The following is a 17,405-nucleotide window of genomic DNA, read 5'->3' on the forward strand; positions in this document are numbered from 1 at the left end:
AAATACTTCTCCATGAATTATAAGCCGCGTAAATGTTCCGGTCTGATCTGGCCCGGGTCTTTTGCTTCGATGACTGAACTAATCATTTTTAATTTTTTTTCTTTCTCCCGCGGCAAATATGCTTTTACAGGTAAATAGTTCGAAGCATGATTGGAAGTGAAGAAACAATTTGTAAAATTGGAGTTGGCAATCATCAAATAAAGCTCGCGGATAAAGCCGAATTGATCAGGCAAAACAAAACGGCCGGCGACATAATCCTCATACATCTCTGTTTCCGGTATTAACATCAGGGTAAGCGCTCCGACATAGTCCGGATCCATATCGGTTAAAATTTTTGCCGTATCAATTGCATGCTCAATACTTTTTTCGATTCCACCTAATCCCAACAACACAGTTACAGAAAGTATTATACCGGCTTTCTTAACGCGCCGCCCTGCTTCTACCATTTGTTCGTAAGTCACGCCTTTATGGATTTTTTGCAGTAATTCAGCATTGCCCGTTTCCACACCCAGGTAAATTATATTTAAGCCTAAATCTCTTAACTTCTTTAATTCATCAACACTTTTTCTTAATATGCTTTTGGCATTGGCATAAGATCCAATTCTGTTTACATTCGGTAGGTTAGCGTTAATTAACTTAAGTATTTCTTCAAGACGCGGCTGCGGAATGATCAGGGCATCGCCATCGCATAAAAACACTCTATCCACATTCTCATAGGAACTGGCTTCATGCAGATCTTTTTTAATTTGATCCAAAGATTTAATTTTAAATTTCTTTTGCCGATAGGCTCCGCAAAAAGTACATTTGTTGTGTGAACAACCGACAGTTACCTGTAGAAGCAAACTGTAGGCTTCGCTTGGCGGTCTTATTATTAATCCTTCATAATCCATAACTTATTTTGTTTTTCCTTTAACAATTTATAATACCATTTTGCATTCAAAGGATAACGCGGCGGCAAGGAGGCTCCCCCCGCATGCGCGGGGCAAGCTGTGCCAACAAAGTTAGCCGAAGAAGGCGTAATTTGTGAAATTTTATATCAGAGCACATGAAAAAAGCAAGCTATAAGGGAAACATTTTAAAGAAAGGCTTATAACAACTGGATGGAAAAAGGAATAATAACCTATATATAAAGACAGCGGCATTTAAAATCCTTTTGGGGGTTATATAAATGCCGCTGTTCAAATGATTTAATAATTGCCTCAGCAATGGCTATTCCTGCCGCAGTCAAAACCGGTCTGACCGCAGCAGAATTCCATTGCTTTTAGTTTACAGCAAGAGTTGTTGTGCCGGAAATCTTTCCCTTTCTGTCATTCGCGGTTATAGTTACGGAACCTGAACTAATCCCTTTCGCCCGTCCCTTGTTCTTTTTGGGAACATTGACAACGGTCGCAACCCCATTATTGCTCGATGTCCACGTCGTGTTTACATAATTTGTTATATCTTGAGTGAAGCCACCACTAAAATTCCCTGTTGCCGTGCATTTTGAAGTCCCTCCGACATCAACAGGATTCGGGGAGCATGATACACTGATACTTGACAAAGAAGCTGTTGACACGGTGAGCGTTGTTTGCCCTATAACACTCACACCGCCAAAAACAAATGTGGCATAAATAGTTGTTGTCCCGGTGTGAGTTGGCGTGGCCAAACCTTTAGTGGCATAATTATTACTGATGTGCGCTACGCTACTTACTGAAGATAGCCATGTCACCTGCTTTGTGAGATCCTGAGTTGTGCTGTCCGAAAAATTCCCTGTTGCTGTGAATTGCAAAGGCCATCCCACAGCACTTGAGGGGCCGGCGGGAGTAACCGTAATGGAATTGAGAGTTATATTTTTTACGGTAAGAGCGGCAGTATCCGAAAGACTGCCAAGCGTTGCTGTAATCGTTGAGGAACCGGCAGTAAGGGATGTGGCAAGGCCATTGTTGGGAGCCGTATTGCTGATAGTCGCGACTCCGGTATTCGATGAGCTCCAGGTAACCTGAGCAGTCAAATCATAAGAATTAGCGTCTGAGTCATACCCTGTAGCTGTAAACTGTTGTGTAGTTCCTTTGGCAATGCTTGCAGCAGCAGGTGTCACATCTATGTATGAGAGCGTTGCCGTCGTCACATAAAGAGTCATACTTCCGGAAACACTGCCGAGTGTCGCCGTAATGAGCGAATTACCGGCACTAACACCATACGCCCATTCATCACCATAGCCGTCTATGCTGATGGTTGCTACTCCGGTATTCGATGAGGTCCAGGCAACCTGAGCGGTCAAATCATAGGAGTAACCATCCGAGTCATACCCTGTAGCGTATAATTGATCCTTAACTCCTATGGCAATATTCAGATAGTCAGCGGTCACTTCAATGGTTTGTAGAGTTGCCGATGTCACTGTCAGAGTGGAAGTGTCGGAAAAAGTACCATCAGCTGTAGTAATAGTCGCTGTAATGATCGCAGAACCGGCCTTCACACCGTAAGCCAAACCACCACCGGTGATTGTCGCAGTACCCGTATCCAAAGAACCCCAGATAACCTGCGTGGTCAAATCCTGGGTAGTATTGTCACTAAAAATTCCGGTTACTGTGAACTGTTGAGAAATTCCTGTGCAAATGCTGATTTCCTGCTGATCAATGTTAATTTCAGTGATAACCGCCGATGTCACTGTAAGGTTGGAAGTGCCGGAGAAAGTTCCATCGTCTGTCGTAATAGTTGCCATAATGGTCGAGGAGCCGTCACCTACGCCGGTTGCCAAACCGCCACTGGCGCTGATAGTCGCAACGTCTTCATTAGAAGAACTCCAGTCCACCTGAGTGGTCAGGTCTCTTTTAGTGCTGTCTGAGTAAATCCCCATTGCCGTGAATTGTTGGGTAAGTCCTTTGGCCAGGCTCGGACCGACGGGTGTCACCTCTATTGACTGGAGTGTGACTGCATTTAGTTCATCAAAAGCACTCCCTCCTCCGCCACCACCGCATCCGGCAACAAATCCTGTCAGTAAAATTGCCATCAATACCAACAACAATTTTTTCATGAATTCTTCTCCTGTTTATTAATCTTAATTATTGCGTTTCTATTTATCAGGCCTCTTTAGAAGTGTCATAATTTTTTATCTAGAGTGGAAACTTTATACCTATTAATCTATTTAACCGGGAGCTCTTTATTATCGGCCTTTTTGAGCGCCGCTTTTACCTTATCGAGGTTTTTCTGCGCCCGCGTATAATATGAAGGGTTCGCGTCTATCGCCTTTTCAAGGGAGGCAATGGCTTTATCATAATCCTTATCTTTCATTTGCAGGTATCCTATATTGTTGAACGCGGATGCATCACTGCCTCCTCGCTTAAACGCTTCCAGAGCATCTTCTGTATTCCCGAGTCTGTAGAGAGCCAAACCGAGATTGTTGCAAATGCGCCGGTTATCAGGATCCAGGTTAAAGGCCTTAAGGAAAGCTTCAGCCGCTTTATCAAATTTGCCGGTTACATACCGGGATATTCCTAAATCGTTGTATACCGCAGCAGAATCAGGCTTAATCGCAATCGCTTTCAAATATTCTTTCTCCGCATCAGTGTCATTTTTTTCGACATCCAAAACTACACCCAGCAGTGCGTGCGCCTGCCAAAGCCCATCATTCAGTTTAATGGCTTCACGAAGATCACTTTTAGCAAGATTCATCTTTTTTTGAGAAAAGTTCACCCTTGCCCTGCCATAGTAAGCAGAAGCGTTGCCTCGTTCTTTGGAAATAATTTGATCAAACTCCCGAAGAGCATCTTCGGGGAATCCTCTGTCGAGAAAAATCATTCCCGATTTGTAACGGGCCGATGATCGGAGAGGATCCTTTTCCAGACTTTTTTGATATTCGGTGAAAGCGGCGACAGAATCTCCCTGCTTCATGTAGGCATCCCCCAGCTTCTCACAGCTTTCAGCTGTCGCCTCATAAACTATCGGTAAAGACGGCTCCTCCATTCTAGTTGCCGAAGCCTTCTGCTTTTGCAGGGCCATCATCTTTTTATAATCACTTGATACAACATGTTGACCTTTTTCTGATGCACAGCCACAGAAGATAATCAACGCAATTACCACTAAAAGATTTACCGAATAATTATTTTTATTGTTCATTCCATTTACTTTCCTTATATCCACCTCCGTCCCGATGCTACATCGGGACACCTCCGCCAGCGGAGGAGAATTTATCTTTTGCCACCCGCGGAGGATATTTTGCTTTTTATGTCCCCCGCTGGCGGGGGATTAAGGGGGTGGATTTTTCGATCTCTGTAATTACTTTTCTCAATTCTACTGTAACGCCTGAAATATTTTTCAGCACTTCATCATCGGTAAATCTGATCATTTTAAATCCAGCCTCAATCAGTTCTTTTTCACGTTGTTTGTCTTTATTAAGTGCTGTTTTACTATCATGAGTGATCCCATCAACTTCAACAATTAACATTAATTCTTTACAAAGAAAATCAGCAATATAACGCAGAACAGGTCTTTGCCTTCTGAATTGATAACCATTTAATTGTTTTGCTTTCAAAGCATATTTCCATAAACAAGCTTCCGCTTTTGTAAAGTTTCTTCTTAGTCGTCGTGCCAGTGGCTGGAGATCTTTATTATAGCCATAATTGTTAAGAGGAATATTTTCCAATTCCACCTCCGTCACTACGTGCCACCTCCGCCAGCGGAGGACATTGTGCTTTTTGTGTCCGCCACTTCATGACACCTCCTGGAAATTCTCCCGACTTCGTGCCAGCGGAGGAGAATTTATCTTTTGCCACCCGCGAAGGATATTTTGCTTTTTATGTCCCCCGCTGGCGGGGGATTAAGGGGGTGGATTTTTCAATATCTGTAATTACTTCTTCCAATTCCACCTCCGTCCCGATGCTACATCGGGACACCTCCGCCAGCGGAGGACACACAAAGCGACACTCTCTCAGGCTCCAATCCAGGAATTAAGAGGAGAGGAATTTTTCACAGGATTTTTAATATACCGAATCATATCTTTACCCAGAAGGATTTTCACTTTTATCTCCGGGTCATCAAGACTTTGCACTTCTTTGAGTTTTGCGGCAACCGGCATCTGGCGTGCAAGAGCTTTCGCTTCCTCGGCGTAACCTTTCTCGTAATAGATATATGTTCGCACAACATTAATTCCGTTGGTTACTCTGGTCACCCGGAAACCTTCTCTGATCAGAGAGTCCCGCATATCTCTCGCTATGAAATCTTTTCCGTTGCCGTTGGAGACTTCAACACAAATGTTTGTTCCATCACCCGATGCTTGCTGTTTTTGCGGCACATTAATCGAAGCGCGCTTTTCTTCCAAAAATTTTGAAACTCTCGAAGCAAAAGCTTTTGTTTCAGCCCCCGCGGTTACAGACTCGATCGCGGCTACCGCCTGCTGCTTCTCTGCAAGCAACACGCGATCCATGAAAGATTTAACGGAAGCGCTGCCACTGCCTTTATCAAATTCGGCAACGGCAAGATCATATTGGCCGGACATGGCATAAGCTTTGCCGAGATTGTCATGGACCCGGGCATTCGGAAAATCTTCGTCATAGGCCGCAGCTTTTTTGAAGGCTTCAATTGCCTGCCCATATTTACCCTGGAGGTATAACGACTGTCCGATATTATTGTAGTAGATATTGGCAGAATCCGCATCTAGCCTGAGCGCCGCCTGATAGCAATCTAAGGCGCGTTCGAACTGCTTAAGAAAATCGCAGGAAACTCCCATTGCGTTGAGCGCCTTTACATTGCCCGGGTTAATGGCCAGCGTTTTCTCAAATTCTATTATCGCCTCATGATGATTTCCCCTTTCCTGATAATAGCGGGCCAACAAAAAGTGAGCATCCGAATTGCCTCTGGCCGGTCGCATGGCCTGAGCAAAAGTTGTCAGTTTCTTTTCATTATTCTTTTTCCCGTTCGTGTTCCTAAAAAAGCCGGCAAAGTTTTTTACCGTGGCGCAAGCGGAAATAATAAAAACAAGAGCGCAGCAGCAGATAATTCCTTTTAAAATATTCCTGTTCATCATAATTCCTCCAGTTTTTTAACGCTCTGAAAGCACTCTTAAAATTCTAATAAATGCTGGTCCTAAAATTACCACGAAGAGTGAGGGAAAGATGCAAAAAATAGTCGGGAAAAGCAGTTTCACGGGAACCTTGGCCGCCATTTCCTCCAGCCGTTGCGAACGCTTCACGCGCAACGAATCCGAGTGAACCCGGAGAGCCTGAGAAATACTGGTACCTAATCTATCGGTCTGGATCAGCATGGTAACCCAACTGCTCACATCTTCAAGGTCGACCCTGTCAGCCATGCTTTTCATGGCATCCTTCCGATCCTTGCCCGCGCGCATCTCCAGGTTAAGTAGTCCGAATTCTTCGCTTATGATTTTATTACTGAGCCGCATTTCTTCTCCCACCCTCTTGATCGCGCTATCCAGCCCCATACCGGCTTCAACACAAACGGCAAGAAGGTCAAGGGCATCCGGAAAACCCTGTAAAAATACGCCCTGTCGCCGGGTTATTTTCATAGAAAGCCACAAGTTAGGAAGGTAAAAACCATACAGACTGAGCAATATTACCAATATTATGATAACCATAAACGGGATTTTTATCCCCGATAACATAATCACAGCAACAAATCCCATGGAAAGACAAACGGCACAGATAGCTTTGGAACCGAAAAAGGATACAAGTACGTTTCTCTTTCTCAAACCAGCTCTCTGAAATTTTTTCTGAATAAGCGATATTTCTTCCTTTTCTTTAGGTTTTAAAAGATTGCCGAAATAACGAATGACGTGAGCAAAAAGCCGGGCAACAGGTTGCGTCGGCAGTATTGTTTCGTCTTGCACAACCCCGGCGTCAGTCATTCCCGAAAAGTTAATAGCCTTTTCGGTGATCGCCGTCTGTTCTTCCCTTTCACGAAAAAACATATAAGCACCCACAAAAATGAGCGCTACCGCAAGAAACGCAATCGCCGCTATTAAGAAAGTCATTGCGCTACTCCTCTACACCTTTATATCGATTATCCTTTTCATAAAGTAAACACCCACACACATCATCACAATCGCCCCGGCAATAATCATCCGCCCCTTAGTATCGTTAATCAGTTCTTTTATGTAGTCCGGATTAATAAAGAAAAGTGCTAACGCTATTAAAAATGGCAGGGCGATCAGGATGATTGCCGAAAATTTCCCCTCTGCCGCAAGAGTTCTGATTTTCCCCCGGAGCTGGAAGCGCTCGCGGATTATTCTTGCAATGTTCTCCATTATTTCTCCGAGGTTACCTCCGCTCTCCCTTTGAATCATAACCGAAACCACGAGAAACTTGAGATCAGGACAGTCCACACGCTCTGACATATTTCGCAGAGCACGCTCCAAATTGACACCGAAAGTAATTTGTCTGACCGTTCTGGCAAACTCAGGTCCCAATGGTTCAGAAAATTCCTGTCCCGCCATTTCGAGACCACCGCTCAGAGCGTGACCAGCCCTAAGAGAACGAGCAATCATGTCAAGAGCATCCGGAAGTTGTTCTTCGAATTTCTTCATCCTTCGTGCTTTTATAAATTTGATAACAAAATAAGGTAACAATCCGAAAACCATCCCGGGAAGCGAAAGCAGAAAGCTCCGGGTAATTATTAAAACCAATAGAAAACCGAGGAGAGCAATTACCGTGGAAAACAGTAAAAAAACTCCGAGCGTGTAAGAAACATCCGCCTGAATTAAAAAAAGGTCCATTCTTTTGGCAAAGGGAATGCTCAAAAGAAGTTTGTTAAGCTGAGGTATATCGCTTAAAGGACGTATATGATCCAGCAAGGACACTTCAGACTGGTTTTGTTCCTGATTAGAGAGGTCCTTTAGCTGTTTTTTAATCCGCTTTATTTCAGGGTTTGATCTTTCCTGCAGAACCAGATAAACACCTTCTATAATGCAGAACACTGCAATAGAGATAACTGCTGCTATAAAATAAACCATTATCTCCTCCCCATCCTGACAATATCTTCTTTGGTTGTTCTGAATATATCAGAGGGAACAGGAACGCCGTGAATTCTGAATTTCTCGAAGAATTTGGGCAGCACACCTTTCGCACGGAACACTCCCTGAATTTGACCTTTAGAATCAACTCCTGCCTGGTCGAAGGAGAATATCTCCTGCATGGTAATAGTCCTTTCCTCCATACCTATGACTTCCTGTAGAGAAATAATCTTTCTCGTACCATCCATCAGGCGCGCAACCTGAATGACTATGTCCAACGCCGAGCTTACATACTTTCTCACCGCTTCGTTTGGAATACTAAGCCCCGACATGGCCACAAGAGTCTCCAGCCTGAGGAGCGCGTCCCGGGGGGAATTGGCGTGGATAGTGGTAAGCGAGCCGTCATGGCCGGTGTTCATGGCCTGAAGCATGTCGAGCACTTCATCGCCTCTCACTTCGCCCACAATTATTCTATCCGGCCGCATACGCAGGCAGTTTCGCACAAGGTCTCGCTGGGTGATTTCACCCGCACCCTCGATATTGGCAGGTCTTGTCTCAAGACGCACAACGTGCTCCTGTTTAAGCTGGAGTTCCGCCGAATCTTCAACAGTAACAATGCGCTCGTTACTTGGAATAAAGCGTGACAGTACATTAAGAAGCGTGGTCTTTCCAGTTCCTGTACCGCCGGATATGAGTACGTTGAGCCTCGCTTTCACTATCCCTTGCAGCAATTCCGATAATTCGTGGCTGACCGATTCAAGGGTTATAAGATCCTCCATCTCGAGAGGATCTGCTGAGAAGCGCCTGATCGATAGAATGGGGCCGTCTATGGCCAAAGGAGGAACAATGGCATTCACTCTGGAGCCATCGGGGAGTCTGGCATCCACCATGGGAGAAGACTCGTCTATCCTGCGTCCCACCGCCGACACAATCCGGTCAATAATCTTTTTAAGATGGGCGTCATCCTTGAAACGGGCGACGGTAAGATGAAGTTTGCCAGAGCGTTCCACGTAGATTTGTTTGTATGTATTCACCAGTACGTCGGTGACAGTCGGATCGTGCATAAATGGCTCTATCGGACCAAGTCCCAGTAGTTCATCCTGTATCTCCTGATACAGAATTTCCTTTTCCCTGGCATTCAAGGGAAGTGTAACCTCGCCCTGAGCGAAGAGATATTCTATTGCCTTCCTTATTTCCCGTTTAAGTGTAACCTTATCCAGAGAATCAATAATAGAAAGATCGATAATATCCAGCAGACGCTCATGGAGCTTTACCTTCATCTCGTTATATTCATTAGTCTGCGTAAAAGTCTGTTGTCGCTTTATATCCAAATTTTCCTCCCGTAGCGCCGGTAGTGCCCAATCTTAGAATCGGTCAAAAAAAGATTTCTTTTCTTTATCCTTGCGGAACTCTCCTTTTGAAAGATCCGCTGCTATTTCAATAATTTTTTTTGTTATATCTGTGTTTGGAGCACTCTTTAAAAGATGAACACCTGTATTTATAGCGTTCATCGTACTTTTATAGTCGTTGGGTATACTCCAGCGTATGTCCCTCTTGATGATCTTGCGTACTTCATCTATGGAAATACCCGATTTTTGATTATAGCGGTTCATCACCACTATCGTATCCCCGGTCGGGTATCCAAGCTCATGAAAAGCATCAAGAAGTTTCTTTGTGTTTATTATTCCCGGAAGACTCGGTATAGTAACGAGCAACACCTTATCCGATATGCCGATAAGGTATGTCGATACGTGCCCCAGCAATAGACCGCCGTCAATAACAACGAAATCAAAGATGGTCCGCATGAGGTCGAGCACCTTTTCCACTTTGGTTATCAAATCGGGCGACATGCAGGTATCATCCGCCATCATGACAGGCGCCGGCAGTACATGCAACCCGCTTGCGTGCTTCTGAATAATGGTCATAAGATATGTGGCGTCCAGTCGCGAGATGTTACGTGCAACTTCGACCCAGTTAAAAACTGATTTCATATTGAGAAAGAGCGGAACATCGCCGGAAAGGAGATTCATATCCACCAGTGCGACGGAAGGATTACCTTTGAACTGCGCCATAGCCGTTGCCAGGTTGACAGCAATTGTCGATGTTCCGACACCGCCCTTTGCTCCGAAGACGGTAAAAACTTTCCCCTTTGTCGATTTTGACGATGCGTCCCTTTTCTCTAACTTTTTTTGAAGGAATTTATGGAGTGTTTCCACCACTTCGTCTTTCTTGAGTGGCTGTGGGATAAATTCTTTCACTCCTGAGCGGAGTGCTTTGATCAACATATTGGAATCTACCTGAAGAGCTGTAAGAAAAATCTCGTCTGCTTCTCCCGATGCCTGAATTTCACTTATGCGACGGAAATCTTTTTCCGAATCACGGCCTATTTCAAGAATCAATAAATTGCAACGGCCGGTTAAATCAACGAGTTCAAGTCCCTTGACCGAACGAATTATTTCAATAAATTCTTCTTTCGTTCGGAAGTTGACATTCTCCAACCGCACTGTCAATGCATCAGTTCCCATTATTTTTTATTTTCCTTCCTGCAAATCAACTTTCTCTGTCGCATCGAATCCTCATTGGACCAATGCGGGGATAGCGCCATAAACATATATCCCACCAAATGCGGATCCACAACCTCTTTCCGGTTCACTGTAACCGCAATCAACGTCTGCCACTATTTCACCTGATTGCTCTATTTTCGTAATTGTTAAAGTGACAAAACCTTTAATGGGGTATAAGCCGTTAGGGTTGGTGCAATTACCAGGTGTGTCACCTGCCTCATAAACAACTGCTTGGGTTTCCCATGAACCACCTTTTTCAGCTAGTATTTTCTCAAAAGTCGTCTTATTTGGATTCGTGAGTAAGTCCTCATTTGTACCACCATTGAAATCTGCACTGATTGGCAGAGTTATATTACCGCCACAACTACTTCCGCCATCTAAAACGCATTGGAGAATGGCTACTGCATCATTTTTTTTCCATTTAGTTGAAAAAGCTGTAAAGCCAGCACAACTACTTTTTGACGGATATAATTCTATTCTGTCGTTACATTGCCATACAGTCGAAATACCCAATGGGACCTCTGGGGTTCCGGAACACTCTGCGCTAAGTGATGCTGTAGCTTTAACTTTTGCTCCAACAATATCCTTTCCGAAAATGCGTGCAAAAAAAGTATGAATATTATCATTTTTAGCGTTTACTTGAACAGCATGGGGTGCGGCAACATTAATAATAGTTTTATCAGCGGGATTCCAATCTCCCAATATAATGTCAGCATCAGTTACAGTTACACTTACACCTGCCGCTTTATTAGAGGAAGCAGTGTCTTTAACTATTTGTATCACATTACTTTTTTCAGGATCAGTCACAGAATTTTTGGTTTTGTAGATTTCACCAAGCTGGCGCGCACCAGCGAGGGCTGCCGCATCGGCGGCATTTTGAAGCTGGTTTTTGACCATTACATTGTAACCTATGTCCACTGCAAGGGCGGCAATTCCGAGGAACACAATCATCAAAAGCGCCACTACAATGGCCGTCACTCCTCTATCATTTAAAAGTTTGGGAATATTATCATTCATATCTGCCTCCCAATTTACTCGCATCTCATGGTTGTTATGGCCTCAAGGGGAAAAGTGGAGTTCCAACTACCATCAAAAAGTCCCATAATAGGGGCAAGCACCAAGAAATTATAGTTATAGCTGACAGTAACCTGTATGGGATTGCTAAAGGCTGGGGTCCAATGTGCACAGCCGTCGACTGGGTTAAGGACAATATCGCTTACAGTAAGTTTGACTGCGCTGAAAGTAATGAGATTGTTACTGTACTTATTAACAATATCTGTTTTTATGTTTGTGATATCCGCCCCCTGCGTAATTCCCGCCCGGGCTACTTCTCTGCTCGCATTAGTGATTACCGCCTTATTATAAATAATCAGGCCGAATTCAATTATGCCAAAAAGGATAAGCACCAACACCGGTAGTAGCAGTGCAAACTCTACGGCTGAAACACCTCGTTCATCGGGCTTTTTCATATCTTAACCCCTGCTTAATATCACTGCCCTGCTCCCACACCGCCGACAGAGAATACGTAGTTTGCCGCAGGCGCTTTTTCTTTAAAACCAGCCTTATAATTGTCCATCACAATCTCAGCTACAGTTCCGTTCACGCCGTAAACGGGCGCCAGATTTTTTTCCGCATTGGGATTCATTATCTGATTGATCTTCATCAATTTGTATGACGTCCCGAAATCCGCATCAAGCCTGCTGGCAGCGCACCCACTCATAAGAATAATGACTGCTATTGCACAGGAAGATAAAAATATAATTCGTCTCATTGTGTGCCTCCTTATGGAATAATATGACCAAAGTCGCCATCTAGGCCGCCCCCGCCACTAACTGAAGGCTGAGAGCCTGAACTCGTTTTTGTCTGTCCACCGAAGAGCCCTTCTTCCCGGCCAAGCAGGTAAAATTCCAGATCGTTGGGTTCCACAAACTGATCAGTTGGTAAGGTCTGCTTTGCCATATCAATTGGTTTAACGAGATGGGGCGTCACGATGATGACCAGTTCCGTTTCACTCTTTTGAAATTCAGAGCTTCTAAAGAGAACACCAAGGATGGGGATATCGCCGAGAAGGGGTACTTTCTTTATTGCTTCCCGTACATCATCCTTGAGAAGACCGGCAACGGCGAAGCTCTGGCCATCGGCAAGCTCCACGGTTGTTGAAACTCTTCTAACCGTGAGACCCGGCACAACGTAGCCCATAAGCTGAATGGAGTTCGTGAAATCCAGATCAGAAACTTCCGGCGCCACCTCCATGCTGATTCTGCCGTTACCCAGAACGGTAGGTGTAAAGTTAAGAGCTACACCAAAGGTTTTGTAATCTATGGTAATTATCGATGAACCACCGCTGATAGCACTTTGCTGCGGAACGGGGACAGGAAATTCTCCTCCCGCAAGGAAATTAGCTTTCTTACCGGTCATGGTGATGAGTGTCGGCTCCGCGAGCACCTTTATATAACCACTTTCCTTGAGGGCATCCACCAGCGCTGTCCACGTAACATCCCTGCTTATCTTTGTGAGACTGAGAAGACTGGAAGGAATTGCGGCTGGGACAATAGGATTGCTGAGAAGCGACATACTTCCATCTGCTAAAATTGAATAGGCTCTTGCCGGTGCAATAAGATTACTCAAAAAAGAAATGCTTCCATCTCTCCCCGCACGGCCTATCGCGCTGAAATTGATGCCCAGTTTCCGGCCAAGTGATTTGGACATTTCGGAGACTCTCACTTCCAGCATAACCTGCTGAACGCCTCCCACTTCCATAAGATTGATAACTTTCTGTTTATCTTTTCCCGAAGGCGCATATGAACCGGCTATAGCGAGCACCTGAGAAAGATTTGATGCATTAGAAATAGTGCCGGAAAGAATTATGCTGTCCTGCGTTGACGTAACATTAATATATTTTTCATTAGGAAAGACTTTGTGAAGTTTCTCTTTCAGAGAAGCCACATCAGGTGTTACCTCTACGTCAAAGACCGCGGAAAGCTTATCACCATCACCCCAGAAGCTGAGGCTTGTTACTCCCGGCGTTTTCCCCGTAAGATATATCTGCCGCGGTGTAAGAACGATAACATCCGCGATCTTTGGTTCCGCAATTGAGAACCTCTTTATTGGATTCTGACTTTCAAGAATTACTGATTTTCCGGAAATTATTGTAAGATTATCGGGATTTGCATTGTTCATGCTTATACGTTCCGGACCGGCGGCCATGCCGGCAATCGGAAGGATCGAAAAGAATACAAGAAGTATCAGAAGGACTATTTTATTTCCTCTTTTCATTAGTCTCATTATTCTCCCTCCTTATTAAACTTGTATTCTGTTACCACTCCGCCTTTGATACCCTCAACCACATACACAGGCTTGGTTGTATTGATAACGGTTACTGACTTATGAATGACCGGCGATTTCGCCGCAACCCCAACAGGAGCGCCGAGTGAAGAAAGAAGCACAGGCACCGTTACACCCCTGGTCACCACTGAATTTGTGTCTGTCGGATTGCGAAGAGCGAGCATTATTTTGCCGTTTGAAGCGGCCAGGGCTAATTTTTCTGCTTCGACGGATGTCAATTCCATAGTGATAACGTCCACAGGAACCGGCTTTTCCTGAGTCCCGGCCCTTTCCATCTGCTGTCCTACTGTCAGAACAAGTATGTTTTCCAAAACGGTTTTGGTAAGATTTTCAATTGTCACCAGAACATCAACGTGGTTTCCCGGATTAATAAAGCCGGATACTCCAATTACCTTGTCCACTTTAACCGCCATAGCCCTTTTATTCTGGGAGATAAGAGCGCTTACTCCTCCAACTTTAACAGATGTCGGCGCAAGCTGAGTCTCGAACAGCGGCTCTCCTGCCTTTACCGGGTAAAGAAGTGTTCTTCCCGCCACTTCCGATGGCTTGGTAAAGCATCCTTGAGGCATGCTGGACGTGAGGAAAGAAGCGGTTTTTACCTGTGACGCGTCCAACACCTTGCCCCACGAAAGGTCGGTCGCCGCAACCACCACCGGCTGGGTTGCAGCCGTTTGACTCTGAACGGCTGTTCGCTTATGAAGCCAGGTATAAGTGCCGACACCAGCCAGAAGGGCTACGATTATTCCCGCAACCAGTATAATCAAAGATAAGTTTTTATTCATCGCCTCATTCTTCCTCCTCTCCTAATACTAAACGTAGAATTTATCCTGTGCCGCTTTCATCTTGTCATTCCCGTGAAAACGGGAATCCAGTGCCCTTTTTGTCATTCCCGCGAAGGCGGGAATCCAGTACTCTTTCTGCCCCCCGCCGACGGGGGAACTCTCCCTTTCTATCCCCCGCTGGCGGGGGATTAAGGGGGTGGACACGTCCGTACAACTAATTTTAAGAAATCCACCTCCGTCCCTACGGGACACCTCCGCTAGCGAAGGATATGAATTACATTTTTTATATTATGAAACCTTCTTCATGACGAATATATATCGCACCAAAGTTATCCCGTCTTCAGAATGACCGCCGCAATCGTACCAATAGCAATTGCCACACCATAACAGAGCTTTGGTGGGTTTTCTTCATTATTAGGTTTATTATACTTTAAACTTCGGGAATAAACAATTCCCTTAATTGTCTCTATAAGTGCTGTTCTCGTTGCCTTTGTGCGTGAATGAAACGCAATAACTGCAAGCGCATAGATACCACCGATAATGGCAGTGTAGAAAGCCGCCCAAAGAACCATTTGCGGCCCGAGCGTGGCTCCCACTGCGCCCATTAACTTAACGTCTCCCGCTCCCATGCCACCTAAAATATAAATAATAATAAAAAGACTTATTCCAAGAAGAAGTCCTTCAATACCAAACAGAAGACCATAAGCCCCGGCTGAAATAAAATTGAAACCAAGCCCCATAATCATGGCAGGAAACGTAAGCCAATTGGGAATTCGATTACTGCGGATGTCTGTTATCATGGCAATAATCAGCACGCACAATAACAGTAGATTCCCCACAGTGAAAATCATCGCCCCCAAATTGCTTGCTCCTTAATTTCCGTTTGTCTGCAGTTGAAGGCGAATATCACCATCTCATAAAGCCTAAGTTCATGGCAAATAAAAATGAATTCACTGGCATGATCAGGGCGATCATGCCAGTGACTTTTTTTCTATCAATATTAAAATGCCATCGGGCTATGCCACGAACTTTGCGGCTACCCGAAAGAAGCTTCCCCCCTGTGCCCTCAAAATATTTTGGGTTTTTTTAGCTGGCAAAGAGATTGCACCTTAGGTGCCACCAAGACATTTATATACTGAGTCAAACTTTGTATTGAGCTGAGTGCCAACAGCAAATACTATTGCCACAATAGCAATAGCGATACCCGCTGCAATGAGTCCATATTCAATCGCCGTTACGCCTTCTTCGTCCTTAAAAAATCTTTTAATTGCTTTCATCACACTACCTCCTCATGTAAAATTTTTTTATTAAAATCAACGGCCATTTTGGTCGCCTAACAATAGCTTATTTTATCAAAAAAAACCTACCGCCCTATTACGCGTTTTTAAATTAGACAAATAATTCTTTTGTTGAATATAAAAGTTTATGCCTTTTTTGACTCTTTTTTTTTGAATTTTATTACATTTCAGATTATTGTCAACATATTTTTTTAAAAAAATTAAATTAATTTAATGGTTTGTAGCATTATACATTTTAAGTTATAGTGCTATTGTACCTTGGTACAATTTTTCTAAAATTTATCCATTACGGCTTACTGAATTTTAATTTAAGATGTGATAAGAATTTAATATTGTATTGGTCAATACAGCCGATGGTTTTAATGATGGGAACAACAAAGCATGAATGAATCTTCCAAACTAAGCTATTGTAATTCTTCTAATTTTAATGCTTTACGCTCTGCTTTTATAATAACCATCCTTATTGCTTCAATATTGTACGGTCTTGTCGTCTTCCATCCCCTACCTGACTCAGAAGGGCAAAAAAAAACAGATGCAGATTTAAAGTGCTACCAGACTATCGTGGAAAAAATTCACGCGGGCGAAAACTATTATTCGGCTGCCGGACATGAACTGCGTAAAATGGGTTACACCACCGCCAGTGTTTTTAACTGGCGTTTACCTGTCTTAGCCTGGTTTTTAGGAAAGCTCCCATCTTTGAGGACAGGCCAGATAATTGCGTTTATTCTGGCAATGACAACCCTGTTGATCTGGATGACGGTTTTCCATCAAAACCAGTATACCTTCTGGCAGATCTTTTTCGGCGGTTTGATTATGTCCGGCCCTGTAATTTTCAGCCTTGTCCCCGGCCCTTTCCTGACGCACGAGTTCTGGGCAGGAACACTCATTGCCCTATCTCTAGCAGTTCATGCTCGGGGATGGCGCTATGCTTCTGTGGCGGCAGGCCTTACGGCCCTTTTCCTGAGGGAATTGTCTCTTCCGTTTGTATTCGTAATGATGATCATGGCATATATGGAAAGCCAGCGCAGGGAAGCCCTGCTCTGGTTTATAGGAATTCTTTGTTTTGGCGGTGAATTACTGATTCATTGGTCAATTGTCAGCAAACTGATTACAGAAAATGATAAAGTTCTGCAGGGCGGTTGGATTGTTTTTGGCGGCTGGCCCTTCGTTTTGGACACTGCCCAGATGCATCCTCTACTTATCTTATCACCACCATGGATTATCGCGATTATTTTGCCGCTGGCTCTTTTTGGCCTTGCATGTTGGCGGGACTCAGCAGGAATAAGGATTACCTGCACAGTAGTCATATATCTTCTGGCTTTTTCGATCGTAGGACTACCGTTTAATATATACTGGGGTTTGATGTATGTATTTGTCATGCCTCTTGGATTACTACATTTGCCACATGTTTTCAGGCAACTTTGGCAACCGTTTCAGCAGCGGAAAAATAAATAATAACGAAAGTATTTTGAAT

The 17,405-nt window shown here is 44.2% G+C and carries 17 protein-coding genes; 1 reads left to right on the top strand and 16 read right to left on the bottom strand.

Annotated elements, in window-relative coordinates; all coding sequences use genetic code 11:
- Positions 1-17: 17 nt before the first annotated feature.
- From CVU62_06115 to CVU62_06190, 16 genes are all read right to left on the bottom strand, one after another.
- A complete protein-coding gene (locus tag CVU62_06115) occupies positions 18-890 on the bottom strand; it encodes a radical SAM protein (GenBank protein ID PKN38421.1) in 873 nt (290 codons plus the stop codon).
- A 371-nt stretch (positions 891-1,261) separates the two neighbouring features.
- Positions 1,262-3,013, bottom strand: a complete 1,752-nt coding sequence (locus CVU62_06120) for a hypothetical protein (protein PKN38422.1) — start codon at positions 3,011-3,013, stop codon at positions 1,262-1,264.
- Positions 3,014-3,120: 107 nt separating this feature from the next.
- Positions 3,121-4,095, bottom strand: coding sequence for a hypothetical protein (locus CVU62_06125; GenBank protein ID PKN38423.1), 975 nt, complete (start codon positions 4,093-4,095; stop codon positions 3,121-3,123).
- Between the two features lie 106 nt (positions 4,096-4,201).
- Positions 4,202-4,612, bottom strand: a complete 411-nt coding sequence (locus CVU62_06130) for a hypothetical protein (GenBank protein ID PKN38582.1) — start codon at positions 4,610-4,612, stop codon at positions 4,202-4,204.
- Positions 4,613-4,906: 294 nt separating this feature from the next.
- On the bottom strand, positions 4,907-6,001 hold the full coding sequence (locus tag CVU62_06135; protein ID PKN38424.1) for a hypothetical protein: 1,095 nt from the start codon (positions 5,999-6,001) through the stop codon (positions 4,907-4,909).
- A gap of 15 nt (positions 6,002-6,016) precedes the next feature.
- Entirely contained in the window at positions 6,017-6,964 is a 948-nt protein-coding gene (locus CVU62_06140; protein PKN38425.1) for a pilus assembly protein, read from the bottom strand.
- A 12-nt stretch (positions 6,965-6,976) separates the two neighbouring features.
- On the bottom strand, positions 6,977-7,930 hold the full coding sequence (locus tag CVU62_06145) for a pilus assembly protein (GenBank protein PKN38583.1): 954 nt from the start codon (positions 7,928-7,930) through the stop codon (positions 6,977-6,979).
- An 11-nt stretch (positions 7,931-7,941) separates the two neighbouring features.
- Positions 7,942-9,222 carry a pilus assembly protein CpaF gene (locus CVU62_06150; protein ID PKN38584.1) on the bottom strand — a complete coding sequence of 427 codons (1,281 nt, stop codon included), beginning with the start codon at positions 9,220-9,222 and terminating at the stop codon, positions 7,942-7,944.
- Between the two features lie 84 nt (positions 9,223-9,306).
- Positions 9,307-10,467 (bottom strand): hypothetical protein, encoded by a 1,161-nt coding sequence (locus tag CVU62_06155; protein PKN38426.1) that lies wholly within the window; start codon positions 10,465-10,467, stop codon positions 9,307-9,309.
- Positions 10,468-10,518: 51 nt separating this feature from the next.
- Entirely contained in the window at positions 10,519-11,523 is a 1,005-nt protein-coding gene (locus CVU62_06160) for a hypothetical protein (GenBank protein PKN38427.1), read from the bottom strand.
- 14 nt (positions 11,524-11,537) lie between these two features.
- Positions 11,538-11,975, bottom strand: coding sequence for a pilus assembly protein (locus tag CVU62_06165; protein ID PKN38428.1), 438 nt, complete (start codon positions 11,973-11,975; stop codon positions 11,538-11,540).
- A gap of 20 nt (positions 11,976-11,995) precedes the next feature.
- Positions 11,996-12,277 (bottom strand): hypothetical protein, encoded by a 282-nt coding sequence (locus CVU62_06170; protein PKN38429.1) that lies wholly within the window; start codon positions 12,275-12,277, stop codon positions 11,996-11,998.
- A gap of 11 nt (positions 12,278-12,288) precedes the next feature.
- A complete protein-coding gene (locus CVU62_06175; GenBank protein ID PKN38585.1) occupies positions 12,289-13,782 on the bottom strand; it encodes a pilus assembly protein CpaC in 1,494 nt (497 codons plus the stop codon).
- Between the two features lie 8 nt (positions 13,783-13,790).
- The gene (gene cpaB, locus CVU62_06180) at positions 13,791-14,633 is read right to left on the bottom strand and encodes a Flp pilus assembly protein CpaB (protein PKN38430.1); all 843 of its coding nucleotides are present in this window, start codon (positions 14,631-14,633) and stop codon (positions 13,791-13,793) included.
- 329 nt (positions 14,634-14,962) lie between these two features.
- Positions 14,963-15,484: a prepilin peptidase gene (locus CVU62_06185; protein ID PKN38431.1), complete on the bottom strand. Its 522-nt coding sequence runs from the start codon at positions 15,482-15,484 to the stop codon at positions 14,963-14,965.
- Between the two features lie 258 nt (positions 15,485-15,742).
- Positions 15,743-15,910 (bottom strand): Flp family type IVb pilin, encoded by a 168-nt coding sequence (locus CVU62_06190; protein ID PKN38432.1) that lies wholly within the window; start codon positions 15,908-15,910, stop codon positions 15,743-15,745.
- 402 nt (positions 15,911-16,312) lie between these two features.
- Here CVU62_06190 and CVU62_06195 point away from each other — a divergent pair, with 402 nt between their 5' ends.
- Positions 16,313-17,386 (top strand): hypothetical protein, encoded by a 1,074-nt coding sequence (locus CVU62_06195; GenBank protein ID PKN38433.1) that lies wholly within the window; start codon positions 16,313-16,315, stop codon positions 17,384-17,386.
- Positions 17,387-17,405: the final 19 nt, after the last annotated feature.

The organism is Deltaproteobacteria bacterium HGW-Deltaproteobacteria-2, assembly GCA_002840505.1.
In the GTDB taxonomy this organism is placed as follows: Bacteria; Desulfobacterota; Syntrophia; order Syntrophales; family Smithellaceae; genus Smithella.